Here is a 25,330-nt window from a genome sequence, read left to right on the forward strand (position 1 = left end):
GTGGAGAAATATCCTGTTTTGAAAAGACACGGGAAAAATGACTCTGTATTTCTAAAACTTCAGTGGTTAAATATTCAATTTCGATCTCTTAAGATGTATAAAGGTTATGCAACACGCCCCAACAACAGAGAATAAGGGAAATAAAAAAGCCCTGATTAGATTGGTCTAACCAGGGCGAAGGAAAAATCTGGCAGCTACCTACTCTCCCAGTCTCTTGCGACTAGTACCATCGGCGACGAGGGTCTTGACTTCTGAGTTCGGGATGGGATCAGGTATTTCCCCCTCTCTATGGCCACCAGAAAAGATTTTCAATTACAGGCATTTCTTATTCATTTGAATCGGCTCTTAAAGATGACTAGAAAAAATAAGTTAAGTCAGTGGACCGATTAGTATTGTTTAGCTAAATGCATCACTGCACTTACACACCCAACCTATCAACCATGTGATCTTCATGGGGTCTCATTGGGAATTCTTATCTTGAGGGAGGCTTGGCGTTTAGATGCTTTCAACGCTTATCCTTTCCGAACATAGCTACCCGGCTATGCAGCTGGCGCTACAACCGGCACACCATTGGTTCGTTCACTTCGGTCCTCTCGTACTAGAAGCAACTCCTCTCAAAATTCCTACGCCCGCAACAGATAGGGACCAAACTGTCTCACGACGTTTTGAACCCAACTCGCGTACCGCTTTAATTGGCGAACAGCCAAACCCTTGGGACCTTCTCCAGCCCCAGGATAAGACGAGCCGACATCGCTGTCATTGTACCGACACTTTCTTCCGTTACCGGAAGGATTGGACTATATCTTCATCCCCTCTTTCGAGAGGAGTTGGCGTCTTAGCAGTCGCTCCGCGCGACCGCTCCGCTCCCTAAAGGAGCAAGTCTCTACGGGGTCACGGCTCTTGCAAGCCGGACTTCCCTCGGTATTGTCCATGTAACCTGTTCGATTTACATGGAGTCCACCGATATAAGCCAAATTTTTTATATCGCCGCGGGCTCCTACACCCGTTATGGCAATACGACTCATGAAATTGCTTCCATGGCACCCCGATTTGTTAAGGTGCCGAACTCCGCCGTCGATATGAACTCTTAGGCGGAACGAGCCTGTTATCCCTAGAGTAGCTTTTGTCCGATAATCTCCGGCCGCATCTAATGCGATCCGTCGGTTCACTTAGCTCTGCTTTCGCATCTGCTCGACAAGTACGTCTTACAGTTAAGCAAGTTTATGCCCATACACTATCGCCACGGTTTCCATTCGCGGCTAACTTACCTTAATAGGCTCCTCCGTTACTTTTTAGGAGGATAGCGCCCCACTAAAACTACCCACCAGATACTGTCTCCCGCGGTTTTTGCCCTCGGGGTTAGAACATACAACGGCGAAGACGGCTGTTTCATTGTTGGGTCCAGGCTGCCCGAAAGCGCCCTTCAATCCCTCACCGCTACGCTACGCATCGCAATCGTATGCTCAATATCAAGCTGTAGTAAAGCTTCTAGGGTCTTTTCGTCTAACTGCAGGTAACCGGCATCTTCACCGGTATTGTATTTTCACCGAGCTGTAGTTCGAGACAGTTGCCCAGACGTTACACTATTCAACGCGTCAGAACTTACCTGACAAGGAATTGCGCTACCTTAGGACGGTTATAGTTACCGCCGACATTCACCAGGGCTTACACCAGTCAGCTTGATATGATCGCACCGCCGATGGTTGACCTTCTGGCATTGGTCAAGTGTCACCCCCTATACATCCTCTTACGAGTTCGCAGGGAGCTGTGTTTTTGATAAACAGTCGCCAGGCAGACTTTAGCTGCGGCCTCATAAATGAATATGAGGCAAGCCTTATTGCTAACTTACGGCTGCTTTTTTGCCGAGTTCCTTGAACTACCTTCACTCGTTCGCCTTCGTCTTCTCGACGTGATCACCTGTTTCGGTTTTCGGTACGGATCACCTCCGGTTGTGCTTAGAGACTTTTCTTGAAAGCCCGCTTTGCGTAATTCAACATGGCAAGCCATGCCTTCTCTCCTGTCCTTAGGCTCGCGATTAAACGCAGACTGCCGGATTTTCCTGGCAATCGCCCTCTGACCAAAGACCCCAATCCAATAAGGGGCTACGCATACTGTGCTCCGTCATCCCGTCGCACCGGCTGTGAGTCAGGGAATATTAACCCTGTGTCCATCAGGTACGGCTTTCGCCATCCCCTTAGGCCCGACTAACCCTTCGCTGAAGTCCATTGCGAAGGAAACCTTAATCTTTCGGCGTGCGGATATCTCATCCGCATTGTGGTTACTTGTGCCAACATTCTTACTTCTCTACGCTCCAGCATGGGTCGCCCCTTTGCCTTCGTCGCTGAAGAGAATACTCTCCTACCGCATAACGATGCCGAAGCAACGTTAAGCCCTCAGTTTCGGTATCATGCTTTAACCCCGATCATCTGCGGCGCAGACCCTCTAAGTGAGTGAGCTGTTACGCTTTCTTTAAATGATGGCTGCTTCTAAGCCAACATCCTCACCGTCAGAGAAGATCCACCACCTCCCTTGTACTTAGCATGAATTTTGGGACCTTAAATTGAGATTCGGGCTGTTTCCCTTTTGTCCAATGGAGCTTAGCCCCCACGGACTTACTGCCGTATTTTTAACCAGAGGTATTCGGAGTTTGATAGGTCTCGCGATCTTTCGACCTGTCGAGATCTTCCAGTGCTCTACCCCCTCTGGGAACATACGACGCTATGCCTAAACATATTTCGGAGAGAACCAGCTATTACCGAGTTCGATGAGCTTATCACTCCGTACCACATGTCATCGCAGAGTATTGCACGTCTCTAGCGTTCGGTCCTCCCCTCGTGTTTCCACGAGGTTCAACCTGCACATGGCAAGCTCACCCGGCTTCGGGTCTTTAACGTACTACTTTGTCGCGCTATTCACACTCGGTTTCCCTGCGGCTCCGGGCATTCAAGCCCTTAGCCTTGCAGCACGCTAAAACTCGTTGGCTCATTCTTCAATAGGCACGCGGTGACGGTATTGCTACCGCTCCCACTCCTTGTAAGCGTATGGTTTCAGTTCTATTTCACCTCCCTCTCCGGGATGCTTTTCACCTTTCCCTCACGGTACTAGTTCACTATCGGTCTTCTGGAATATTTAGCCTTAGCGGTTAGTTCCGCCGGATTCCCTCAAGCTATTCGTGTCCTGAGGTACTCAAGAATGACGATAAAAGAGATCTTTTGATTTCGCGCACGGGACTATCACCCTCTGGGGTCCGTCTTTCCAGACGATTACGCTACCAAAAAACTTTGTAACTCTTTCGACTATAAATAGCCGCATCATCACCTTACTACCCCCGATCTTAATCGCGCTGCGCATCTTGCGATACGTATCGCGATTAAGATCGAGTTTGGGCTGTTTCCCTTTCGCTCGCCACTACTAAGGAAATGTTTCTGACATACGTCAGAATTGTTTTCTCTTCCTCCTGGTACTGAAATGTTTTACTTCCCAGGGTGCGCTCGCATGCGTCAAGCGCATGCGTCTCCTATATCTCTATAAGAGGAGTTTCCTCATTCGGAAACGACCGGATCGAAGCCTGTTCAGCGGCTCCCCGATCATATCGTCGCTACACAACGTCCTTCATCGCTTCTCAGAAGCCAAGGCATCCACCATACGCCCTTAAATTTCCTATTAGGAAATTTAAAAACCACTTAACTTTCTCTCAATGAATTACAATTCATTTTTACCTGTTGCCCATCTCTTTTGGTAAAGAGATGGTTTATCCCTCTAATTGAGCTAACAAATAGAGGGAACCGCCTCGTGTCTTGATTGACGGGTCGACCTGACCCTTGCGTCACGGACGGAATTCGGAAGGATTCTTTAAAATCCTCCACTATGTTTTCAAAAAACAGCGCCCCCTGAAAAGAAAAACCGCTCGGTGAGAGCGGCATCGGAACAGGGCCAAATGAATGGCCTACTCGACGCGCGCTTTCATAAGGGTAATCAACATATTCAGAGGTAAGGCTAAGTATACTCACGGCCTTAAAAGAGTCAAGCATCTTCGAGCAAAAAGGGCTTCTGAATAATTCAGAAGCCCTGTTAAGCCCTATAAACCGGGCTAAGGTTGTACCAACGTTATCTCAGACCCTCCGAGCCTGGTGCCGGCCTGTCTCCGGGCGATCTCGGCAAGAGCGCGGTAAACGCTCGGCCGAGAGATTTCGGCGGCGGCCGCAGCCTCCAGAAGAGGCCGTGCCGCGAGGAAATCGCCGTTCTCGAACCGGTAGAGTCCCGATACCGCGGCGAACTCGGGGCTGCGCACCCCGTTTTCGTACGCTCGGTCGAGCATCGAGCTCGTCGTCGCGACATACCGGTCCGCCAGATCCGGATATACCGACCTGACATAGGCCGTTTCGAGCCGGCCCCATTCGCCTTTGACGCGAAAGACTTCCTCCGGCGTCGCGGGACGGGACCTTGCGAACCCATAGACCGATCCGGACCGGACGATCGTAGCCGCAGACGACATCGCTTTCTTGCGATAGAGCGCGAGCTCCGAGTTCATCTCGTCGTAACCCTTGCCGAAGCACTGCGCGAACAAGCTCTCGGTAAGAGGCTCCTTCGAAGAGAGGTCGATGAATCGCCAGAGCGACTCGCGTCGCGCCTGCGGCCCGTCGAACGCCCAGTGGATGAAGAGCTCGGACTCGAGCAGCCACATCGCGGCGCGGTCGGTTCCCGGCTCGGGAGAGCAGGCGAAGAAATCCCTCAAAGGCATGAGCTCCCGCGCCTTCGCCGTCCAGACCATCGGAGGCAGGGTGACGGACGACGCCGCGTTCCAGTTGATGCGGCCGAACAGGCTGTAAGACCCGTAGGCGTACCAGAGCGGGAGCGCAGGCTTGCGGAACCGGAGCGCGTTCAGGACGTATTCCGGAGTAAGGCCGAGGTTGCCGTAGGTGACGATGTCGCTATCGATGACGCAGATCATGGCGGAGACGTCTCCGTCGAAAAGCGTCATCTGGGGCATCTGCAGCAAGCGGCTGTTTCCCCCGTCAGGCCTCGATCCCGACTCCAGGTCCTTCACCATCTCGCGAGCCATCGTCTTTTCGAACGACTCGTCGACGAGGATGATGATAGATCGGACCGGGGATCTCGTCTGAAGGCCTTTAGGGATAAATTCGTCGAGCATCTTCACCTTGCGGGCGATCTGTTCAACGAAGCTTTCCGTCAGGCGCTTATTGCAGTTCGAGATAACCTCGAAGTCGTCAGTGGAAACATAGAGCCACGGCTTTTCTCCCGCGGATTCCCAGACAATGAAAGGGGGCAGCTGTACGACCGCCCCCTTGAGAGCGTCCGCCGCTTTCGCGGCAGAGAGTCCGAAGACAGCCCAGAGGACTGCCGTAAGGACGCGAAATTGCGAATTCACGACTAACCTCCTTTGTTATGTATGGTTTGTGACCCTTTGGTATTAAAGAGCCTTCATCCAAACTCTACTCCTCTATAGGGGATTGTCTATACCCCCTTGTTAGTACGTCCGGCAACCGAAAAACGGCCTGCTCCGGTCGCGATAAGCGAGAGCGCGGCCGCGAATATGGCGATAGTCGGCATAATGGCCTGGGATACGGGCATATTCATAGCAGGAGCCATCTGGTAGCTGTAATACGTCGCGCCGATCATGATGATGGCCAGGCCCGTAGAAGCGAGCTCGGTCCAAAGGCCTATAACGAGGGCGATGCCGCCGAGGATCTCAGCATACGAGATCACGTACGCGAGGAACGAAGGAAGGCCGAGCTGGCTGAAGAAGCCCAAGGTCATAGTCATATCCGAGGCCTTCACCCATCCCGCGAAAATGAATATACCGCCGATGATGAGGCGTACAATGAGGCTGATAATATCCGCGCGCTTGCTGTTCATAGACAAAAATAAGCTGCTTGTAATGCATATATGATATCAGAAAAGGAAAGGCGCCGCTCCTGACAGGAGCGGCGCCTTATTCCCCTTCTCAAGCAGAGACTATTCGCGGGACTTGATCTCCTCGCGCGTCCTCTCGATCCAGTGAGCCGCGGCGTTCTGGCCGCCCAGACCGAATGCGAGACCGAATGCGAGCGAGAGCGCTACGACGACTCCGGTGAAGAGCGTCTGGATGAAGGTGACCGCGATGCCGAGCTGCACGAGCGCGGTAAGGAGGCCGAAGATCCAGATAGCCCATTTCGTGACGGCACCGAGGAAGTTGGCCGACCTCACGCCGGTAGCGCGAGCCGAGCCGGAGACGACCTTCGAAAGCGCGTCAGCGATGACGACGGAGACGAGGAGGATGAGGACCGCCACTATCACCTGCGGGAGATAGAGCAATACGACGCTCTGGAGGAAGACGTTGACCTGATTGAGGCCGAGGACTTCGAACGAAGCGACGAGGAAGGCTACGATGATGAACCACTCGACGAGGCCGCCGATGAAGGCGCCCGAGTTGAGCGAGAAGCCCGCCCTCTTTACTACCGATCCAAAGCCGGCCTGCTCAAGGGCCGCGTCGAGCTTTATCGAGCGGATGAGATGAGCGATGAGGCGACCGATGAGAGCGCCGACGATCCAGCCAATGACGAAAATGACGATGGCCGCGAGCAGATTAGGAAGAATGGAAGCGGTGCCTGCCCAGATGCCCTGGAAAGCGCCCGTAACCGAGTTTCCCCATGCTTGAAGTACCATAAAACTTAAAAGATTAACGGAATAATGCCTAATAATTTAACCTCAATAATTATAGCAATTAAAAATCCCGCAAGCGCAAGGCTTGGGGATAAAGAAACGGCCTTGTTTAGCGGGCTATTCCGATCTTGTCGAGCAAGACCATATGCGGAAAATCGATGACGTCGCGCACGAGCTTATCATTCATGGATACGCGGTATGCATAATCAGGGCCTGAAAGCACCGTATAGCGTATATCCTTGCCCATATCGGACTCTATCCCCTTTACGATCCGGTCCATAGAGGAATTCTTGACGTTATCGCCCACGACGAAGAGGTCGAGGCGGCTGTCCGTATTTCCCGTGAATATCCCCGACACGACGACGGCTTTGATGCGGCCGGCTTTCTCGAGCCTCTTGATGACGGCTCTGTTTTCGAGCGAATGGGTCTTGAGGAGGAAATCCGCAAGCGCTTCGCGATATTTAAAGCGATGATCGAGGGCGAATGCACGGACTTTGGCCCTTTTCTCTATTACCTGCCTGCCCTTCTTTATTTTTATGATGCGGACGGCGCGGACTTTCTTCAAGAGGCCCATTTTCACGAATGCCGCCGCCTCTTTTTCTATGTCCCTCGGCTTCTCGCCCGTCTTCGCGACGATCTCGCTCGCATCGAATTCCCTGTCCGGATTAAAGAGGAAAAGCCTCATCATCCGTACGCGGAGCTCGCTGCCGAGAAGGTTTGAGAGTATGGTCATGAGGTCGTGGAGTTAAGCGGTTAGTACGGACGAAGTATACCTCAACAGAGAACCCCCGCACAATATAAAATCACCCAGCACTCAGCGGGGTGATTTTATATTGTGCGCGGTCTTACTTAAGTTCGACCTTTCCGCCTGCCGCCTCGATATCCTTCTTGAGCTTCTCTGCGTCCTCTTTTTTGACGCCTTCCTTGAGAACCTTCGGAGCGCCGTCGACGAGATCCTTAGCCTCCTTGAGGCCGAGGCCGAGGGCCTCCTTAACGACCTTGATGACGTTGATCTTCGAAGCGCCGCCGTCCTTGAGCTCTACGGTGAACGTAGACTTCTCTTCGCCGCCCGCTGCTGCTGCGCCGGCTGCCGGAGCTGCCGCTACCGCCGCTGCGGATACGCCGAACTTCTCCTCGAGGTGCTTCACGAGCTCGTGAAGGTCGAGAACCGACATCGTCTCGAGACCGTCGACGATTGCCTTGAACTTTGCTGGGGTGTCTGCCATATGATTTTTATAATTTGAGTAATTATGCCGCCGGGGTCTCTGCCGGAGCCGCCGTTCCCTTCTTCTTCGCTATCTCGCTGATCGCGATGACGCTGCGCTGGATAGGAGAATTGAAGAGATTGACGATCTGGGCATAGAGCGTCTCCCTGCTTGGGATCGAGCTGTAGGTCACGACCTCGTCCTTCGAGATGTACTTTCCTTCGAAAATACCGCCGAGGATGGAGAGCATGCCCTTGTTCTTCTTGAGGAATCCGCCGACTTCTCGGGACGAAGCGAGATTTTCGGTCGCGTATGCGACTGCGACTTCGCCGGCCATGTCAGGCTTTGCGCCTTCGATCTTTGCCGCGTCGAGAGCTCGGTTGAGGAGAGTCTTCTTGGCTACGATGTAACCGACGCCCTGGGCTTTGAAAGCCAAGCGCATCTTGTTAGCGTCGTTCACCTTGAGGCCTTTGAAGCCTACGAAGACCGCGCCCTTAGAATCCTTCAAGACAGCTTCGAGCTCTTTGACGAGCTCCTTCTTCTTGTCTTTGGTGATTGGCATTATTTCAATGCTTTACCTGCTTATAAATAAAAGGCCGCCGGAAGTTCCCATGAACTATGGCGGAGGAGTTGAGATCAGCGCGCGCAGAGCGCGACGCTGAATTCGACCTCGAGCGGGCTTGCCCGGGCTTTCGCCCCTAGGATTATGGCTCTTTCGAGCCGCCGCGCTTTCTCCGGCCTTTCGGAATCCATACTACCAAAATCGGCGATTCTGTCAAAATACGGATTTTACGGCCGCGATCAGATCCGTCGAACGGAAATAGGTCGAAAGCTCGCTCTTCCAATTCGGATCTTTTATGGAAACGTCGGGCACGACGCCGTTCGATTCGACAGGCTGATTGTCGTCGCGGAGCGTAAGGCTGTGAACGAGGAGCATCGAGTATCTCTCGCTCGGATCGATGACGGTCTCGATCGGAAACGTATTCTCGACGGTGCCCCATCCGCGCGTCGTTTCCCCGACCGAATGCGCGAGGCCGAGGCGCTTCATGGCGGCGGTCGTCACTTCAGCCGTCGACTGGCTCGCCCCATCGGTCAATATGGCGATCTCTTTGTATCGTCCGAGCTCGGCGAATTTCGGCGCGGTCGTGCGCTGCGGCTTGTATTCGCCCTGATGGTACAGGTCATATGCGTACTGATTCTCTCCTATGAAAAGCCCGACGAATGCGGCCGCGAAGTCGAGCGATCCGCCCAGATTGCCGCGAAGGTCTATGATCATACTCGATAGGCCGGGCGTAGTCGTCGCTGACAGGATCGTCCTACCGAATTCGATGAACGTCGTCGGCGATATGCTTGAAATGCTCACGTAAAGCGTCTTCCCTACCGCTTTGCTTTTGACCGTCGGCTCTATACCGCCCGCGTCATAGAGGTCTTTGGTATTCGGATTGGCGAGCACCTCCTTTGCATACGACACCTGTTCGAGCTCCTTTCGCGCTTCGGACGATGTCTTGGCTTCTGCGGCAAGGACCTTCTGCTTTTCCTCTGCTGCTTTGTTCACGTCTTCGGCGCTCGCGCCTGCGGCCAAGCCGAGGTCCTGATAGAGATTCTTCTCCGGATGGATATTGCTTACCCCCTGGCGCAGTTCGGTTTCCTGTACGGCGGAAAGGAGCTGCCCATGCCCCACGGGCTGCAGGTTATAGAGAGCGATGATGAGCGTATCCACGACCATCTGCTTTTTTGCGGCAGTGGACGTCGCGGCATCGATCGCGGTCTTGAGCATTTCTGCCGTCCCGACGCGGTTGCGAGTCGCGAGAAGCGGCACGACGGGGCTATTCAGGGCTTTCTGGAGCGAAAGCTGGAAATGGTCCGCCACCTGCTCTTCCGTCGTCGAAGCCCAGTAATTCTCGCGGATCTTGTCGTACGCTTCCATACCGAAACGCACGTATGGGTCGGATTCTTCAGGAGTTTTATATGTCGCTTCAGCGGCGCGAGAATTCAGGCTGTGGAGCGTTGCGAACACGGCACCGCCGGCAAGTGCGAGAGAAAGGACAATAACGACGATACGTTTCAATGACATGTAGAGGGGGCATTAGTAATTCCTCGAAGGAGGCAGAAGCATATGGCCCGGAGCGAAGAAAAGAGTTTAGTCAGTATTGTGCACGCGAGCTTATAGGCTTCAGTATACCAGAAAGACGGCGCGGTCCTTGAAATTATGGCCGCGGAAATGGATGCATTCGCAGGCTTTTCATTATCTTCTTCCACGTCGTTGGTAAAAATCACGACCTTTTCGTGAGAATTGTCGTGAATAGTATCAGAAGTTGCGCTAGGCATAGCGACAAGAGCTTTTCTGCTTGGTGGCATAGGCCTCAACGCCGCACCTGGCTCCGTATCCGTTGGGACTGGCGGAGCAGGCGCTTCCGCCGAGGTCCCTCTTTCTTCAATTCCCTGCACCGCACCATCAATAATTTTCAATTCCAGGCTTCTACTTTCGCTGGGCGTGATCTGATCAGTAAAACTTGAAAAAGACGAGGTTGCATCGGAGACAGACTCGGTCTCGACGGTATATTCACCATATCCAGTGCCTTGAACTTCGATTTCATATGTTCCGTCTATTGGATCAGGGATAGATATGAAGTGGATTTCAGCGTCATCGCCTGAATAAAATACTCCCGGAGTATCGAGGGCATCTTCTCCTACCGGAGATAGGACGCTCATCTTCGCCGGAGAATGCATAGATATAATGAGGATATCTCGAGGCATAAAAAACGGACCTGATGAAGAGATAGGCGTAGTCGTCGCGCCGAGCATATCCAAGACGAGCGATGCCGCCTTGTCAGGCAATTCAGAATGAGTCGATGCGATCGGCGTATCTGACCCCATATAAAGAAAGGCGCTCCGCATAGGCACCGTGCCATCGCCGAGATCATATTCAAAACCGATCGGCGTTCCATGCATCCATTTTTCAGAGGTCGTCGCGCCCTTGTCCGCGGTGATGATCGAAAGAGTATTCGTACCGCTATTCCCGACGATATTGCCTACCCTCAATGATGGATTGCTTAAAGAGTTTTTATTTCGATCGAGATTCTCAAGGAAAAGATTCGCCGGATAGCCGTCAGGATAGAAGGCCGGCTTATTGTAATCAGTCGTATCGATATATCCGTATATGGGCAGAAGCTCACTTACGGAAGGAACTTCGCCGCTTCGCATATAGCTCAAAGCACCCTTATATCCATGTGCCCGGGCATAGAGATCGATGAGGATTTTAAGCACCCTGTCCCACAGAGAATTACTGCCCATCTCCCCTCCTTCAGCCATAAGATATGCCAAAGGAGCGCCGTGCTGGGGAGTGCCAAGGAATATAAGATCGGCCACGTCGTTTCTGTAATCGACGGATTCTATGTACGATCTGACCGCGAGACCTCCCATCGAGTGAGCGACGACGTCTACTTTCGGGCAGCCGCAGATATGTTTTATCTCCTCGATCCTATCTTTTAGAGCATTGCCTGTATCCACGTTCGATCTTCTCCAATCATACGGAAAGGTAAAAAGGGTCGAGGTCCCGTAGCCGACCCTCTCAAGCACGGTCACGAGTCCGTCGTATGTATGGAAGACGGGATCTAAAATCCATTTAGTTCCTAATTGAAATGAGCCGAGGATACCAGGAACGATGACGACCGGCCTTTTAAGAGAGGACTCTCCGAGATTCTGCTCTAACGCAGCCGTTTTTTCGGTTGAAGTCGCTCCGACATCGGGAGAATATGTGAGCCATGGGAAAAAATCGGTTCGCGGAAAGATCCATGACCCTATGCCTGCAATATTATCGCTATATCTCGGCCCTGACTGGTCTCCCCACCAATTGTTAATTGCCGTAACAGTTCCAGCGTAGGCAGAGAGCACATCGACCCCATTCTCTATACCGATGAAACTCGAGTTCTGTATAGAGATATCGCCTCCTTCGATATGCACCCCTTCTTTTCCATTAAGAAAGAGCGAATCGGTGATTCTAAGGACTCCCGTAGATTCTACGGACAGAGCTGCCCATGCGGGCGCGTTGAATGTAGAATACGTTACCGACAGATTGCCCCTCACAAGGATCATCGGCAGATCAGTGCAGCCGGTATGACAGGAATGCTCGCCTCCATATTCGACGACCACGTGAGAAAAGATGCTTTGGGAACCTGCGTCTATGATGATCGGATCTTCCCAATCCCCGGCAATGGGATTTTGAGAATTCGATGTAAAGACAATCGGCTCTTCGGCAGTTCCACGAGCCTCGATATTGCCGAGCGCATCGAGGAAAAAGCCGTCGGCCATACGGACCTCGACTCCGGGTTCGATTGAGAGCGTTAAGTCCTCCGGGATATTGAGGCCTCGATCTAATATATAAGGACTTCCCTCCTTTATCCATGAAGTGGAAGAAGCGAGAGTCTCGTCAGCGATTACTGTCGAAGCATGAGCAAAATCGGCCCATGACCAAGCACATATAATAAGAAGGAGGGGACGGAGAAAATGACTACCGTACGGTCGCAGTCTGCGCTGATTCTCCTTTTTCCTGAAAATGTCCGGTGATATAGAGGATACCGAGAGACGCCAGGATGATAGCGCCGAGGCCGAGAGCGAATCTAAAGAAATCTTTGTCGAACATGGCTTCATAGTAGCATTCTTGGTAAGGCTTATAAATCATTTCTCGAGCGCTCTTATGAGACGGGATCTCACCTCTTCGAGAGTGAGATCTCCTGCATAAGGTTGAACCGACGTCTGGGCGATCACTTTTCCTGACGGATTTGCTATGCGGATGAAATCCTTGGGTGAGTCGATATTGACCATATCGAGAGGGATCTCAATGGATGAAAGCGGGAGAATAATCGTGTCTTGAGGGAATGCGAACCTCTTTTCAGAGTCTTCAAGGATAAATCCGCCGATATTCACTTCTCCTTTACCTTGATTCGACAGCAGCATCCGTCCAGGTAAAAGGGATAGCGCTATGGAGGGTTCGATTATCCTGACCTTCACCTTGGCGACAGCGTGGAATCCTCCATAATCAGTATTCGTAATCACGATATAATCGCCAGGATACTGATATGCATGCGAAACGATCTGTCCGATGAGAAGCGACCCGTCCCCCATCGTCCATACGCTTCGCAGGCCAGAACCGACGGCAACGTCTTTCGACTTCTTTACCTTTGCTTCAAAGGAGAGCGGCGCGCCGACGAAGCCTATGCGCGGTCTTCCTGCGGTCACTTCGAATTGAGGAGCGTCATAGGAAGTGTTGGCGACCTCCTGACTGCTATGAGCCGAGGTATCCGAATCACCAGACGATGAAGAGCTTCCGCTGTCTGAGCCCATGGAATCGCCTGATTGATCATCGGTACTTCCGCCTTCTTCAGCGGGAGGAGCCGCGGATTCCGTTGCGATCGTCACCGATCCGACCGATACGGCAGCGGCGATCCACTCTCCTGTTCCTGTTTTCTGCAAGGTATTTCCGTCACCGGCAGCGCCAATCATTGGATCATAAGAGACGCTATCCATAGATACGCCCGTATCATCATCAATGCTGATCGTCTCGCCTTCATTGCTCAAGGAAAAAGCGCTGTCGAAAAGAAGTCCTGAAAATCCCGGATTATCGATCTTGAACTTATCAGGATTGTCAGCGATGACTGCGAATCCGCCTGCCGGGAGAAGCGATTCGCCGATCACGGAAATCTTGTGATTTACGCCGCCCTCGACGAATCTCCATGTTGAAAGGTCTACGGATTCCGATCCGGTATTCTGTACTTCGACCCATTCCCTGCCGGAATCGGTTCCCGGCGCGTCATACATGATTTCGGTTATCGCCGCGGCCGCTGAAACACCTAGAGGTATAGACGCAAAAAGCCAAACGAAAAGCATGAGTCTCCACGCCGCCGTGTCGGAAAATTTCGCCGGATATTTTTTACGATAAGAAAGAGTCCGCATGGAAACATGTTCGCATGCGGACTCTTAAGAGAGAGTGAGGGAAATTTAATAACTTATACGGTCGACAATCAAACCGGAAACATCATACAAAGTAATAGTCTCTTTGTTCGCCGCCCACAATTCCCTCCCTTTGCCCAAGAATATGCGCCACTTTTTCAGGGAAAAGCCCGCGTCGTTCCTGTGGACCGCCACGCAGGCGGGATAGCTTAATCGCCCCGCCATGAATGCCCTGCACTGCGCCGTCTGCAGGTCATAATTGGTCTTGTCGTATTTGTACGGATCCTCGCAACGGTTCAAAGACTGCATATAGTCATAGCATTCGCTCGTCACCGTGTTTATAGCCGGGTCGTTCGTCGGATACGGGCAGCGCTGCTCGAGGGCCGGCTCGAATGGATAGTTCTTCAGGTATCCTTCGCAGATATTCTCGCGGAACGAGGTAGAAATGGAATAAGGGAATTGGGAAAAAGCCTGACCCGTCGTAACGACGGCCGTATCGCCCGCCGCCAAAAGGATATGCCCGACCTGGAACGATCCCGACGGATCGAGGAACTGCGTGCCCTGCCCGATCGTCGCCGAATCCGCCGTCGGATATATGTAGCTGTTCTGGCTTGTCTGGATCGGACGGGTTCCCTTGCCGTTGGTCAGCGTCCAACCCGTGATGTCAACCGACGTCTGGCCGTAGTTCTGGAGCGTCACGTATTCTTCGAACGGCTGTATAGAATAGCTCGCATTTCCCATGCCGAGCGACACTCTGCCCGCGTATGCCGATCGCTGCCCCGCGGGGATGTCGTCCGAATTGCCTCCGGAGCCGTAACTCGATCCGCCGCCCGTGCCCCCCGACCCGCCGTCGAGGAAGCCCAGAAGCGGGTTGTTGCCGCCGCTCGTCTGGCCGTATCCGCCCGGCGAATTGATGCTGCCTCCTCCGCCGATATTCGTCGGCACGTATTTCGCTGCCGATGCGAGGACGATGAAAATGACGCAGACCATGACGACGATGAGTGCGATCTTCATGATGAATCCTCTCTGCGCGGAAAGCCTGTTCTTCATGGATTCATTATATCCATACAACACAAAAGCCGCATCTTGCGATGCGGCTTTTGCCGAAACTTACGTCAAACCTTTCGGTTGAAGTAGGCTCTGTACGCTACCGTTAAGGGAGCGATACAGCTGCCGTCCTCCAAGCCGTCTGGCCTGCCATGAAGTTCGAAGTGGTCGTACCAGTACCGTCAGTGTTCTTGCTCCACGCAACCGACTCGAGACCTACGGCGTAGGAACCGGTCGAAAGGAGAGAACCAGCGGTCGTCCTACCCTCGAAGACGAAGTCTACAGGGATAGTGACCGAGTTGTTCTGAGCGAGCTTGAATGCCTGAGGGCCTGCGAGATCCGTAACACCCGACGATGGCGTAGACCATGCAACGCTGGTGTTGTTGCTCAAGCTGGTCTTAGCACCGTTCTGGTAGATACCGAAGGTGAAGGTGTTGTTAGGAGCCTGGTCTGCGAAGACGATGTCGCCGCCGACTGCGGTGATCGTGAGGTTGAACGTTGCATCTGCGGTCGAGGTCGAGAAGTTGTTCTGAGATGCAGTCGCCGACTTCGTGATCGTAGCCGAGTTGAGCGTGAAGACAGGGCCTACGCTTCGGACGTTGAAGGTGTTACCCGTAGCAGTACCCGATGGGTTGACCGTCGAGCCCTGAGTGTTCTGAGCGACTGGGCCGTTAGCGGCGACAGTGGCGTTGAACGTAGAGTTCGAGGTGCCTGCGTTCTGAATATCAGCCTTGATCGTGAGGACCTTAGTGGTGTCCTGAGGTACCCAGTAGTTGATGTTCGAGAATACAGCCTTACCCGTCGAGGTGTTGACCGATGCCGAGCCGATCAAGGTCGAACCGTCATAGAGGTAAGCAGCGGTTGCAGTAGCAGCGCCGGTACCGTTGACGGTTGCCGTGAGGTCGGTGATCTCAACCTGGTCCTTCTGAGCGCGAACGTCGAACGCGAGGAGAGGGAGCTTGTCGTACTGGTTGTTGTTTGCACCAGCAGAAGCTACGACATCCGAAGCGAGGAAGTTAGCAGCGTCAGTCGAGACGAGGAGCTGAGCGTTATCGGTGAGCGAACCCGAGACGGTGACCGTCTGCGAGAACTGCGAGATAGGACCGTACTGGTCGATGCCAGCGCCGTCCGTACCGCGAACCGCGTTCGAAGGAACCGTGATGGTTCGAGAACCGAGGTCGCCAGACTTGATCGACGAGTAGAGGTCAGCCTTGATGGTCAAGTACTTCGTAGAGTCCTTTGGAACATTGTAGCTGAAGCCGCCGAGGGTGAGGAGGTAGTCGGTACCAGACTTAACAACAGTGTTGCTGTTGAGGTCAGCCTGCGCGAGAACCTTACCCGAGTCGTCTACTACATACATGGTCTTGAAGACCTTGGTGTAGATAGTCGTGTTCGTGCCAAGATCGAGCTGAACGCGCTGGACGTTGATGTCCGAGAGCTTCGACTGGAGCTTGAGAGAAACGACAGGGATCATCGTCTGTCCTTCGTAGACCGTGATGTTCGAGATCGAACCCTGGTCAACGGTGAGGATGCCTTCAACGCCAGAGTTTACTACTGGGTTAGAGGAACCGCCGGTGGTGCCGGTCGACGAGGTGCCGTTGAGCGATGCGCGGGTGAGAGGGCCTACGTAACCCGTTGCTGGGATGCCGTGTGCCGACTGGTACGCGACGACAGCCGCCTTCGTGATCGAACCGAAGTAGCCAGTTGCTGGCGATACTCCGAGAGCGTTCTGGAGAGCGGTGACGTCAGCGCCCGACGAACCGACCGTGAGGTCCTTCGTGAACGAAACCGACGACGACGAGTTCACTGCTGCCAACGCGGCCTGGGCCTTGTCAGGAGAGATGATACCCATCTGGATAAAGAGGTTGACGAGCTGCGTCAAGGTCATTGCCTGTGCCGAAGCTGCCGAAGCCCCTACTGCTGCGAAGACCGTGAGAGCCATCGTGAAACCGATGACTGCTGCAACAACCTTCGAAGTTGTTTTAATTTGCATGATTTGTGTGTACTTCTAGTAATGAGGAAACGAAGGCTTTGATTGATAAACGATGCTTCGCTTCCTGATTAACCGACTGAATAATCTTTCACTCCCTCCCCCGATTTCGACTTCGTGGGGAGGAAATGCGGACCAAGAGCTTTCGCCCGCGGTCCTCGACTATTCCCCTGGGATTTATTTTCCCAGCGCTCTGGCTTCGAACCATCTGGATGAACAGACCGGCTCGAGTTCAGAACGCTGGGTCGACTCGACCCCAAAGGCATAGTTATAAGGGTGATGAGGTGCGGCTGAAATTCTGTAGACCGTCCGGGACGAACGGATCGCCTGAAACTTTTTTGATCGCTATGCGGTTTTCAATGGTCGAGAAGACGGAAAGAAGCTGCGGTTCTGTAGCCTGTCAATTATATGATGGTTCCCTTAAGGGCACCACCTATAACGATGTGGATAAAGCGGGACGGGGCCTTATATAAGGCCTTTTTCCTGGATATATGCCACTTCTATATATTATACGAAAAAAGGCCAAAAAGCAAGTCATCCTCGATAGGGCCGGCAAGGGACCGATACTAGGGGTTTTGGGCCAAAGAATAGGTGCTCCAACGCCTCTCCCCCTCTTTTTTAAGGACTCCCGAAGCGACCATAGCGAGAAGCTCGCGCTGGATGGTCTTTTCGCTCACGCCCTTGATGTTGCCTACGAAGTCCTTTACGCCAAGGCCGCTTTTCTTGGAAAGGAGCTTGATAATGATGGCCTGGCGACTGTCTTTAGAGTCATATGTCTTTGACGTCCGTGCCTCGGTGTCTTTTGGGAGAAGATGTTCGTGCTTTCGGGCCGGGACCGGAGCCTCGGCCGAAGGAGCCTGTGTCCTTGATTGCGACACCGTCTGTCCTTTATGAGCGGACAGCGGCTCGGGAACGGCTTCCGGGGCGCGCGGAGCGGTTCGGAGAGGCTCCGGTTCGCCCGCGGCGAAGAACGACGGGTCGAGTATGACGGTCTCTTCGTTCGCCTGCTTGTTCTCATCCTTTTCTATGACGGAGACAAGGCCGTTGAATTCGCGGGAAAGGATATGGAAATTCATCTCGGAAATAAGGCCTGCGTGGGATGCGACGCTCGAAAGCGATACGATCTCGAGAGCAAGCGCGCGGTATTCGCGGAGAAGCTCGCGGCGCTCGGCGAGCGATACCGAAACCCAGTCCAGATTAAGCTCCATGAGAGAAAGAGCCGCCTCGCGGATCTTCCATTTCAGAGGCTCGTTATCCTTTATGAAATTGGTGATCATATAGATCGCCGTGACGAGCTTTTCTGTCTTTTTGTATATAAAAGCGAAGTGGCGATTCGGCCCAAAGACGATACCGGCATTGAGCCCCCTTTCGGTAGCCCGCGGTTCGAGGCTTTTATCCTGATTGTGCGGCGTCCCTTCCATATGCTTGTAAAATAAGGTTTATTTTGGTGTCTTTTATAATCTTGTCCTTTAATTTCGGTCTTCGTCCGGTCGAAAAAAGTGTCTTTTATAATAATGTCTTTTAAGAAATCCGTCAAGGGGGACGCTGTCCATTATATGCTCGCCATAAAGGACGTAAAGACCGGGAGCCGCGCGCGGGATGTTGCGCGGCGGCGATCAGTAGAAGCGCGCGGCAGATGATATAATTCATCATCATGGCCAAACGAAAAAACGAGGAGTCTGACATCGAAGAAACCGAAGAAACGGAGAAGCCTGAAAAACGCCCGAAGAAGCAGGCAAAGAAAGAGAAGAGGGGCTTCCTCCGAAGCCTTCCCGACGAGACCGTCCAGGGCATATCGGCGGTGGTATTCTTTGTCCTCGCTATTTTCGTGAGCCTCACTATATGGGATAAAGCCGGCCGCGCCGGCCACTGGATATTCTGGGCTTTCTATCACCTCCTCGGCGTGGGCTACTACCTCCTCCCTCTCATGTTCGTGGTCCTCGGCCTCACCTTCCTCCGCAACCTTCACAGGCATTTCGACACCGCAAAGATATACGGATCGCTCCTTTTCCTAATATCCATCCTTGGTATCATCCACATCGTCGCCCCCGCGACGGCAGGCAGCCTTCCGAACGGCGGCTATATCGGCATAGGCGTCGCATGGCCTTTCGTTAAATTGTTCGATACGTCGGCGTCGCTTATCTTCCTGTCGGCGCTCGTCGTCATATCGGTGCTCGTCGCCTTCAATGACGAATTGGACCTCAAATCGCTCGTAAGCTTCAGCCGAAGGAATGAGGGGAAAGACGAGGATGAGGACAAAGAATATGAGGAAGAGGTAGAGGTGAAATTGGCCCTTCCTCTTGAAGAGCCGTCCGTGATCAAGAGAGACAAGGCCACCGAAAAGCCGAAGGAGGAGAAGAGGGCGAAAGACCTCAAGGTCTTTGCTCCGGAAGAAGAATCGAAGGATTTCATCCGTACCGCGCCTAAAAAAGACGCCGGGCCATATACCCCTCCCCCTCTTTCGCTCCTCGAGCGCGACAAGGGCAAGCCTGAAGTGGGCGACGTCAAAGCCAATGCCAACATCATAAAGAGAACGCTTTCGAATTTCGGCATAGACGTCGAGATGGACGAGGTGTCCATCGGCCCTTCGGTCACGCGATATGCCCTTAAGCCCGCCGAGGGCGTGAAGCTCTCGCGCATCGTCGCCCTTCAGAACGACCTTTCCCTCGCTCTGGCGGCTCATCCCCTTCGTATCGAAGCTCCTATCCCCGGAAAATCGCTCGTGGGCATCGAAATACCGAATACCACAAAGACCACCGTCGGTTTGGGCACCCTTTTCAGCACGGAAGAGTTTCAGACCTCGGAAAAACCGCTCCTCGTGTCGCTCGGCAAGGGCATTTCGGGCAAATCGCATTTCGCCAACGTGGCTAAAATGCCCCATCTCTTGATCGCCGGCGCTACCGGTTCTGGTAAATCGGTGACGATCCACGCCCTCATCGTTTCCCTGCTCTATCGCCTCGGCCCGGACAAGCTCAAATTCATCATGATAGACCCGAAGCGCGTCGAGCTTACCCTTTATAACAAGATCCCTCACCTTTTGACGCCTGTTATCACCGACGCCAAGAAAGCCATCCTGTCCCTGAAATGGGCCGCAAAGGAAATGGACAGGCGCTATGATATCCTTCAGGGCCACGGCGTGCGCGATATAGAGTCGTACCACAAGAACGTATTCGAGCCCGCCCAGAAAAAGGTAAAAGTTAAGAAAGACGGCGAAGAAGGAGCTGAAAAGCCTTTGGACCCGATGCCGTATATCGTCGTCATCATAGACGAGCTCGCCGATATCATGCAGACATATCCGCGCGAATTGGAAGCCGGCATCGTGCGCCTCGCCCAGATGAGCCGCGCCGTCGGCATCCATCTGATGCTTTCGACCCAGAGGCCGTCGGTCAACGTCATCACCGGCCTTATCAAGGCGAATATCCCTGCCCGCCTCGCCCTCCAGGTGGCTTCGCAGATAGACTCGCGCACCATTTTAGACCAGCCGGGCGCGGAAAAGCTCCTCGGCGCCGGCGATATGTTGTATCTCTCAGGCGAGATGTCCAAGCCGACCCGTATCCAATGCGCATACATCTCTGAAAGCGAGGTAAAGAAAGTGGCGAAGTTCCTTGCTGACAGCCATATCGAAGAACTCTCTGACGAGATAAACCTCTCGGAGAACGCCGTAAAGAATGACAACGCCATATTCTCGGCCACGCTCGACGATTCCCTGTCCGACCCTCTCGGCTCTATGGACGAAGGCGGCGGAGACGGCGGCGATGATGATATGTACGAAGAGGCCAAGCGCGTCGTGATCGAAGCCGGCAAGGCGTCCACGTCGTATATCCAACGCAAGCTCCGCGTCGGCTATTCCCGTGCGGCGCGATTGATGGACCTCCTCGAAGAGAAAGGCGTCATCGGCCCTGCGGACGGATCGAAACCGCGAACGGTCATCGGCGGCGACAACGCGCCTGAAGGAGCTCCGGCTGGAACGATGGGCAACGAAGAGCCTTCATAATTATTTAATCTCGGTCTTATATTCTGATAAACGGCTATGACTGACAGGAGGAAAGTAAAAAGACTCATGAGCATATGGATTGCTATAGGCGCGATCGCTATCGTCGTGGGCTATGGAGCTTTCCGAGCCAAGGATCTCGCCGAAGGACCGATGCTTTCCGTCGAATTTCCCGCGAACGGCGCCAGGGTGTCCGATTCGCTCGTAGAGATCGGCGGAACGGCTAAAAATATCGCCTTTTTGACGCTGAACGGGGACAAGATATTTACGGACGAATCAGGCGCCTATCGCGAGAAGATCCTCGTCGCTCCCGGGTATAATACAATTACGCTTGAAGCCCGCGACCGATTCGGGAGAATAGCCAGAAAGACATTACAATTAACCTACAACTAGCATGCCAGCAAAGAAGAAAGACGCGGTAAAGGAAGCGGCGGAAGCGATCGAAACGGCCCCCGCCCCCAAGGAGCGCGCGAACATAGACGACACGCTCAACGCCATCAAGACCAAATTCGGCGACGAAGCCATCATGAAGCTCGGCGAAAAGCCGAAAGTGAACGTGAACGCCATTCAGACCGGCTCGATCGGCCTCGATGCGGCCCTCGGCATCGGCGGCGTGCCGCGCGGACGCATTATCGAGATCTTCGGCCCTGAATCGTCAGGCAAGACTACTCTTTCTCTCCATATCATCGCGGAAGCCCAGAAAACGGGCGGCATATGCGCATTCATAGATGCAGAGCATGCTATGGACCCCGAATACGCCAAACGCATCGGCGTAAAGACCGACGAGCTCCTTATCTCCCAGCCTGATACGGGCGAACAGGCTCTCGAGATCGTCGAATCGCTCGTCCGATCGGGCAAGCTCGACGTGATCGTGATAGACTCGGTGGCCGCCCTCACCCCGAAGGACGAGATCGAGGGCGATATGGGCGCCATGCACGTCGGCAAGCAAGCACGTCTGATGTCCCAGGCATTGCGCAAACTAACTGCCATCACGGCGAAATCGAAGACCGTCGTCATATTCATAAACCAGATCCGTATGCAGATCGGCGTCATGTTCGGCAATCCAGAGACTACCCCGGGCGGCAAGGCGCTTAAATTCTATACGTCGGTACGCCTCGACATACGCCGAATCGCTCAAATTAAAAAAGGAGAAGAGGTCGTCGGCGGCCGCGTGCGCGTCAAAGTGGTCAAGAATAAAGTCGGAGCGCCTTTCAAGCAGACCGAATTCGACCTCATGTACAACGAAGGCATCAGCCGCGAGGGCGAGATCATCGCATTGGGCGAAGTCCACGGCATCATCTCGAAGTCCGGCGCTTCGTATTCATATCAGCCTGAAGGAAGCGAAAAGATAGCCCTGGGCCGAGGCTATGACGCTACGCGCCAGTTCCTCAAGGAGAATGCCAAGATCACGAACGAGATCCTGAAGAAGATCAGGACGAAGCTGAAGGAGATATAATCGCCCATTCGTTCCTTCCACAGAAAAGCCGCCTTCGGACATCGCCGGGGCGGCTTTTCTGCACTTGGTTACTTCATCTTGGAAAAGAGCTCCTCCGTAGAAGAGGATAAAAAAGCGGTAGTTAAGAAATAATGAAGATTTTCCGGCATCTGTGGACAACCTGCTGTTCATGAGCTAGGATAAAGCCCTATTAAGCCGTATTTAGAAATTAAGCCTCTTTTTTAATCCCCTGCCATGGCACTCCTTGAATACAACGAAGTAACCGCGCGAAAGTACATCATCTTCGAAGGCGAGCCCTACGAAGTCGTCGAGAACAATATCTTCCGCATGCAGCAGCGCAAGCCGCAGAACAAGACGAAGATCAAGAATCTTCTGAACGGCCGCGTCGTCGAGGCGACGTTCCACGCATCCGACAAGGTCGAGGAAGCCGAGATCACGAGCGAGGAAGCGAAGCACCTCTACGCCAACAAGGGCGAATACTGGTTCTGCGACGCAGAGGATCCGTCGAAGCGCTTCAAGATATCTACCGAGGTGCTCGGCAACCAGGCGCTTTTCCTCAAGGCGAACACGATATACGAGACCAAGATCTTCGTAGACCCTGAGACCGAGGAAAAGACCATATTCGGCGTGAAGCTCCCTCCTACCGTCGATTTGAAGGTCGTCGAGGCCCCTCCGGGCATCAAAGGCGACACCGCCCGCGGCGGCAACAAATTGGTCAAGGTAGAGACCGGCGCCATGATCTCCGCTCCCCTCTTCGTGAACGAAGGCGAGACTATCCGCATCAATACCGAGACCGGCGAATACCGCGAGCGTGTCACCAAATAGAGCAAAAAACCGCCTTTGGGCGGTTTTTTGTTTATCGAGCTACATACGGGAGGAGCCCCATGAACCTTGCCCTCTTAACGGCGAGAGCGAGCTTGCGCTGGTTCGTCGCAGAAACGTTGGTACGCTTCTTGCCCTGGATGCGGGCATGAGGGTTCAAGAATTTCTTGAGGATATCCGTGTCCTTATAGTCGATGTGCTCGATGTTGTGCTGCTTGAAGAAACACTGTTTGCTCATAATGGTTGCTTTAATTGCTTGGTAACTGGCTTTAGAATGGGATGTCCTCCGGGTTGATATCTTCGCTCGGATATTCGATCGTGTCTACGGCTGCTGCTTTGGAAGCGCTACCGGACTTGCCGCCCGTCGGAGCTTCAGAGGTTCCCGCGCCTGCCCCGCCGCTGAATCCTCCGGCCTTCGCGCCAAACTGGACGCGGTCTGCGACGATCTCGGTGCGGTATTTCTTCTCGCCCGAAGTCTTGTCGTCCCATGATCGGGTCTGGATACGGCCTTCCACCATCACCTGTTGGCCCTTTTTAAGGTACTGCGCCGAGGTCTCTGCCTGGCGGCCGAAGACGACTATATTATGGAACTGAGTGTCTTCCTTCTTGTTGCCGTCCTTGTCGCGCCAGACGCTGTTCGTCGCGACCGAGAGCGATACCACCTGCATGCCCGAAGGCAATGCGCGGAGCTCCGGGTCTCGGGTGAGGTTTCCTACGATGAGTGCTTTGTTGAGATACATGTTATTTGGAGAGTTGGTTGATTAATCGATGAGAACCAAGTTTCCCCTATTGTATCTTAGGCGACGAGCTTGTCGATAGACTTGTCGAGGTCCTCTGCGGATGCCGGCTTGCCGTCCTTCACGGCGTCAGCCTTTGCCTCCTTCTTCTCTTCGGCGAGGATCTTTGCTCCGTAGAGCGTATTCTCGCGGACCGTCTTTACGATGAGGTGGCGGAGCACTTTCTCCGAACCCTTCATCGCCTTGTCGAGCTCCGCGACCGCGTCGGTCGGAGCCTCGAACTTGATCCAGCCGAAATAGGCCGTATCGAACCTATGTCGAGCCGGTCCGATCGGCTTGATCATGGTATAGGCAAGATTGCGAAGCTTGGGGAATTCTTCCGATATGATCGTTGCCTGCTGCGCTCCGAGGACGGCCTTGATGGCGTCTACCTCCTTAGGGAGATTCTCTGGAGAAACAGTGGGGACGATGTGGAAGCCCACTTCGTAGACGGTGCCTGCCGTCTTAGCTGTCTCTGTCATTGTTGTTATGACTAGCTTATAAAGCCCTTTTGAGGCGAACCGTCCTTGCTATAAGCCGTTTCCTTGGCAGAAAACATTCCAAAGCAAGTACCAGCCATACTACCTGAAAACGGCCGATTTGCAACGTTATGCGAGGAAAAGGCACGATTAGAGCCTCCAAAGCCTGAAAGCGTTGTCTACGAGCTGTTTCCTGCCCTCTTCGAGACCGAGACCCTTCATTCCGATAAGATGATCAGCGGTATGGATCACGAACGACGGCTCATTGCGCTTGCCGCGCTCGGGAACAGGCGCGACATAAGGGCAGTCTGTTTCGGACATGATGCGGTCGATCGGCGTAGCTGCGACGAGTTCTTTGTATTGACTTGCAAATGTCACGACACCTGTATAGGAAAGACAGAAACCGAAGCCGAGAAATTCTTTTGCATCCTTGACGCTGCCCGCAAAGAAATGCGCGTCGCCGCGGAGCTTGTCTCCGTACTTTTCCTTGTATGGCTTCAGCATATTTATGACGTCCTCATAGGCATTTCCACCCTCGCCCGAACGGATATGGAGCATGAGCGGCAGGTCGAGCTCGAGAGCCAATTCGATCTGACCGACAAACGCCGCTTTCTGGCGGGCGCGCTCTTCGTCGCTTGGATTGCGATAGTAATCGAGGCCGCATTCGCCTATGCCCACGACCTTGGCGCCGTTTTTTGCGAGAGAGCGATAGAAATCGGCGTTGAAAGCCTCTTCGTTCGCATGCATCGGATGAAGGCCGATGATGGCGTATACGCCGACAGGATTTTCAGCCGTCATGTATACAGCCTTTTTGGACGACTCCTCCCCTATGCCGATATTGATCATCCACACGCCGGCATCGAGGGCGCGTTTTATGACCTCGCCCCGGTCGGCATCGAAAACAGCGAAGTTCGTGTGAGCGTGAATGTCTACGAATCGCGGGCGCATGGGT

At 53.5% G+C, this 25,330-nt stretch carries 21 protein-coding genes and 2 rRNA genes; 4 read left to right on the forward strand and 19 right to left on the reverse strand.

Annotated elements, in window-relative coordinates; all coding sequences use genetic code 11:
* Positions 1-185: 185 nt before the first annotated feature.
* The 15 genes from rrf to VHE10_01345 all read right to left on the reverse strand — a co-directional run bounded on the left by rrf (position 186) and on the right by VHE10_01345 (position 18,275).
* A 5S ribosomal RNA gene (gene rrf / locus VHE10_01275) occupies positions 186-300 on the reverse strand.
* A gap of 63 nt (positions 301-363) precedes the next feature.
* A 23S ribosomal RNA gene (locus VHE10_01280) occupies positions 364-3,666 on the reverse strand.
* A gap of 424 nt (positions 3,667-4,090) precedes the next feature.
* Positions 4,091-5,389 carry a hypothetical protein gene (locus tag VHE10_01285; GenBank protein ID HVU06405.1) on the reverse strand — a complete coding sequence of 433 codons (1,299 nt, stop codon included), beginning with the start codon at positions 5,387-5,389 and terminating at the stop codon, positions 4,091-4,093.
* 86 nt (positions 5,390-5,475) lie between these two features.
* The gene (locus VHE10_01290; protein HVU06406.1) at positions 5,476-5,877 is read right to left on the reverse strand and encodes a DoxX family protein; all 402 of its coding nucleotides are present in this window, start codon (positions 5,875-5,877) and stop codon (positions 5,476-5,478) included.
* A 99-nt stretch (positions 5,878-5,976) separates the two neighbouring features.
* Positions 5,977-6,666: a hypothetical protein gene (locus tag VHE10_01295; GenBank protein HVU06407.1), complete on the reverse strand. Its 690-nt coding sequence runs from the start codon at positions 6,664-6,666 to the stop codon at positions 5,977-5,979.
* Between the two features lie 106 nt (positions 6,667-6,772).
* Entirely contained in the window at positions 6,773-7,396 is a 624-nt protein-coding gene (locus VHE10_01300) for a hypothetical protein (GenBank protein HVU06408.1), read from the reverse strand.
* 112 nt (positions 7,397-7,508) lie between these two features.
* Positions 7,509-7,889, reverse strand: a complete 381-nt coding sequence (gene rplL / locus VHE10_01305; GenBank protein HVU06409.1) for a 50S ribosomal protein L7/L12 — start codon at positions 7,887-7,889, stop codon at positions 7,509-7,511.
* Between the two features lie 22 nt (positions 7,890-7,911).
* A complete protein-coding gene (gene rplJ / locus VHE10_01310; protein HVU06410.1) occupies positions 7,912-8,430 on the reverse strand; it encodes a 50S ribosomal protein L10 in 519 nt (172 codons plus the stop codon).
* 213 nt (positions 8,431-8,643) lie between these two features.
* A complete protein-coding gene (locus VHE10_01315; GenBank protein ID HVU06411.1) occupies positions 8,644-9,942 on the reverse strand; it encodes a S41 family peptidase in 1,299 nt (432 codons plus the stop codon).
* Positions 9,933-12,179 carry a hypothetical protein gene (locus tag VHE10_01320; GenBank protein HVU06412.1) on the reverse strand — a complete coding sequence of 749 codons (2,247 nt, stop codon included), beginning with the start codon at positions 12,177-12,179 and terminating at the stop codon, positions 9,933-9,935. Before VHE10_01320 ends, VHE10_01315 begins: the two co-directional genes overlap by 10 nt.
* 199 nt (positions 12,180-12,378) lie before the next feature.
* Complete coding sequence (locus tag VHE10_01325) at positions 12,379-12,510, reverse strand: hypothetical protein (protein ID HVU06413.1); 132 nt, start codon at positions 12,508-12,510, stop codon at positions 12,379-12,381.
* A 35-nt stretch (positions 12,511-12,545) separates the two neighbouring features.
* Positions 12,546-13,820, reverse strand: a complete 1,275-nt coding sequence (locus VHE10_01330; GenBank protein HVU06414.1) for a lamin tail domain-containing protein — start codon at positions 13,818-13,820, stop codon at positions 12,546-12,548.
* Positions 13,821-13,865: 45 nt separating this feature from the next.
* The gene (locus VHE10_01335) at positions 13,866-14,867 is read right to left on the reverse strand and encodes a hypothetical protein (GenBank protein ID HVU06415.1); all 1,002 of its coding nucleotides are present in this window, start codon (positions 14,865-14,867) and stop codon (positions 13,866-13,868) included.
* Between the two features lie 103 nt (positions 14,868-14,970).
* The gene (locus VHE10_01340) at positions 14,971-16,857 is read right to left on the reverse strand and encodes a peptidoglycan-binding domain-containing protein (protein ID HVU06416.1); all 1,887 of its coding nucleotides are present in this window, start codon (positions 16,855-16,857) and stop codon (positions 14,971-14,973) included.
* A gap of 563 nt (positions 16,858-17,420) precedes the next feature.
* Positions 17,421-18,275 carry a hypothetical protein gene (locus VHE10_01345; protein ID HVU06417.1) on the reverse strand — a complete coding sequence of 285 codons (855 nt, stop codon included), beginning with the start codon at positions 18,273-18,275 and terminating at the stop codon, positions 17,421-17,423.
* 233 nt (positions 18,276-18,508) lie between these two features.
* Here VHE10_01345 and VHE10_01350 point away from each other — a divergent pair, with 233 nt between their 5' ends.
* From VHE10_01350 to VHE10_01365, 4 genes are all read left to right on the forward strand, one after another.
* A complete protein-coding gene (locus tag VHE10_01350; GenBank protein ID HVU06418.1) occupies positions 18,509-20,848 on the forward strand; it encodes a DNA translocase FtsK 4TM domain-containing protein in 2,340 nt (779 codons plus the stop codon).
* 66 nt (positions 20,849-20,914) lie between these two features.
* Positions 20,915-21,238: a hypothetical protein gene (locus tag VHE10_01355; protein HVU06419.1), complete on the forward strand. Its 324-nt coding sequence runs from the start codon at positions 20,915-20,917 to the stop codon at positions 21,236-21,238.
* Position 21,239: 1 nt separating this feature from the next.
* Positions 21,240-22,301, forward strand: coding sequence for a recombinase RecA (gene recA / locus VHE10_01360; protein HVU06420.1), 1,062 nt, complete (start codon positions 21,240-21,242; stop codon positions 22,299-22,301).
* Positions 22,302-22,535: 234 nt separating this feature from the next.
* Positions 22,536-23,126, forward strand: coding sequence for a hypothetical protein (locus tag VHE10_01365; GenBank protein HVU06421.1), 591 nt, complete (start codon positions 22,536-22,538; stop codon positions 23,124-23,126).
* 31 nt (positions 23,127-23,157) lie between these two features.
* On the opposite strand, the gene rpsR is transcribed toward VHE10_01365, so the two are convergent.
* The 4 genes from rpsR to VHE10_01385 all read right to left on the reverse strand — a co-directional run bounded on the left by rpsR (position 23,158) and on the right by VHE10_01385 (position 25,326).
* The gene (gene rpsR / locus VHE10_01370; GenBank protein ID HVU06422.1) at positions 23,158-23,361 is read right to left on the reverse strand and encodes a 30S ribosomal protein S18; all 204 of its coding nucleotides are present in this window, start codon (positions 23,359-23,361) and stop codon (positions 23,158-23,160) included.
* Between the two features lie 31 nt (positions 23,362-23,392).
* Positions 23,393-23,863 carry a single-stranded DNA-binding protein gene (ssb, locus tag VHE10_01375; GenBank protein ID HVU06423.1) on the reverse strand — a complete coding sequence of 157 codons (471 nt, stop codon included), beginning with the start codon at positions 23,861-23,863 and terminating at the stop codon, positions 23,393-23,395.
* A gap of 56 nt (positions 23,864-23,919) precedes the next feature.
* Positions 23,920-24,381, reverse strand: a complete 462-nt coding sequence (gene rpsF / locus VHE10_01380; GenBank protein HVU06424.1) for a 30S ribosomal protein S6 — start codon at positions 24,379-24,381, stop codon at positions 23,920-23,922.
* A 147-nt stretch (positions 24,382-24,528) separates the two neighbouring features.
* Entirely contained in the window at positions 24,529-25,326 is a 798-nt protein-coding gene (locus VHE10_01385) for a TatD family hydrolase (GenBank protein HVU06425.1), read from the reverse strand.
* Between the last annotated feature and the right edge of the window lie 4 nt (positions 25,327-25,330).

The sequence above is a fragment of the Candidatus Paceibacterota bacterium genome (assembly GCA_035546035.1).
Taxonomy (GTDB): domain Bacteria; phylum Patescibacteriota; class Minisyncoccia; order Phycocordibacterales; family UBA6065; genus UBA6065.

Bases quoted from the DNA above. Each gene is read 5' to 3' on its own strand.
- VHE10_01325 (HVU06413.1), bottom strand. From the start codon at position 12,510: ATGTTCGACAAAGATTTCTTTAGATTCGCTCTCGGCCTCGGCGCTATC.
- rplJ (HVU06410.1), bottom strand. From the start codon at position 8,430: ATGCCAATCACCAAAGACAAGAAGAAGGAGCTCGTCAAAGAGCTCGAA.
- rpsR (HVU06422.1), bottom strand. From the start codon at position 23,361: ATGAGCAAACAGTGTTTCTTCAAGCAGCACAACATCGAGCACATCGAC.
- recA (HVU06420.1), top strand. From the start codon at position 21,240: ATGCCAGCAAAGAAGAAAGACGCGGTAAAGGAAGCGGCGGAAGCGATC.
- VHE10_01385 (HVU06425.1), bottom strand. From the start codon at position 25,326: ATGCGCCCGCGATTCGTAGACATTCACGCTCACACGAACTTCGCTGTT.
- rplL (HVU06409.1), bottom strand. From the start codon at position 7,889: ATGGCAGACACCCCAGCAAAGTTCAAGGCAATCGTCGACGGTCTCGAG.
- VHE10_01330 (HVU06414.1), bottom strand. From the start codon at position 13,820: ATGCGGACTCTTTCTTATCGTAAAAAATATCCGGCGAAATTTTCCGAC.
- VHE10_01365 (HVU06421.1), top strand. From the start codon at position 22,536: ATGGCACTCCTTGAATACAACGAAGTAACCGCGCGAAAGTACATCATC.
- VHE10_01350 (HVU06418.1), top strand. From the start codon at position 18,509: ATGGCCAAACGAAAAAACGAGGAGTCTGACATCGAAGAAACCGAAGAA.
- VHE10_01345 (HVU06417.1), bottom strand. From the start codon at position 18,275: ATGGAAGGGACGCCGCACAATCAGGATAAAAGCCTCGAACCGCGGGCT.
- VHE10_01340 (HVU06416.1), bottom strand. From the start codon at position 16,857: ATGCAAATTAAAACAACTTCGAAGGTTGTTGCAGCAGTCATCGGTTTC.
- ssb (HVU06423.1), bottom strand. From the start codon at position 23,863: ATGTATCTCAACAAAGCACTCATCGTAGGAAACCTCACCCGAGACCCG.
- VHE10_01315 (HVU06411.1), bottom strand. From the start codon at position 9,942: ATGTCATTGAAACGTATCGTCGTTATTGTCCTTTCTCTCGCACTTGCC.
- VHE10_01290 (HVU06406.1), bottom strand. From the start codon at position 5,877: ATGAACAGCAAGCGCGCGGATATTATCAGCCTCATTGTACGCCTCATC.
- VHE10_01295 (HVU06407.1), bottom strand. From the start codon at position 6,666: ATGGTACTTCAAGCATGGGGAAACTCGGTTACGGGCGCTTTCCAGGGC.
- VHE10_01320 (HVU06412.1), bottom strand. From the start codon at position 12,179: ATGGCCGACGGCTTTTTCCTCGATGCGCTCGGCAATATCGAGGCTCGT.
- rpsF (HVU06424.1), bottom strand. From the start codon at position 24,381: ATGACAGAGACAGCTAAGACGGCAGGCACCGTCTACGAAGTGGGCTTC.
- VHE10_01335 (HVU06415.1), bottom strand. From the start codon at position 14,867: ATGAAGAACAGGCTTTCCGCGCAGAGAGGATTCATCATGAAGATCGCA.
- VHE10_01300 (HVU06408.1), bottom strand. From the start codon at position 7,396: ATGACCATACTCTCAAACCTTCTCGGCAGCGAGCTCCGCGTACGGATG.
- VHE10_01355 (HVU06419.1), top strand. From the start codon at position 20,915: ATGAGCATATGGATTGCTATAGGCGCGATCGCTATCGTCGTGGGCTAT.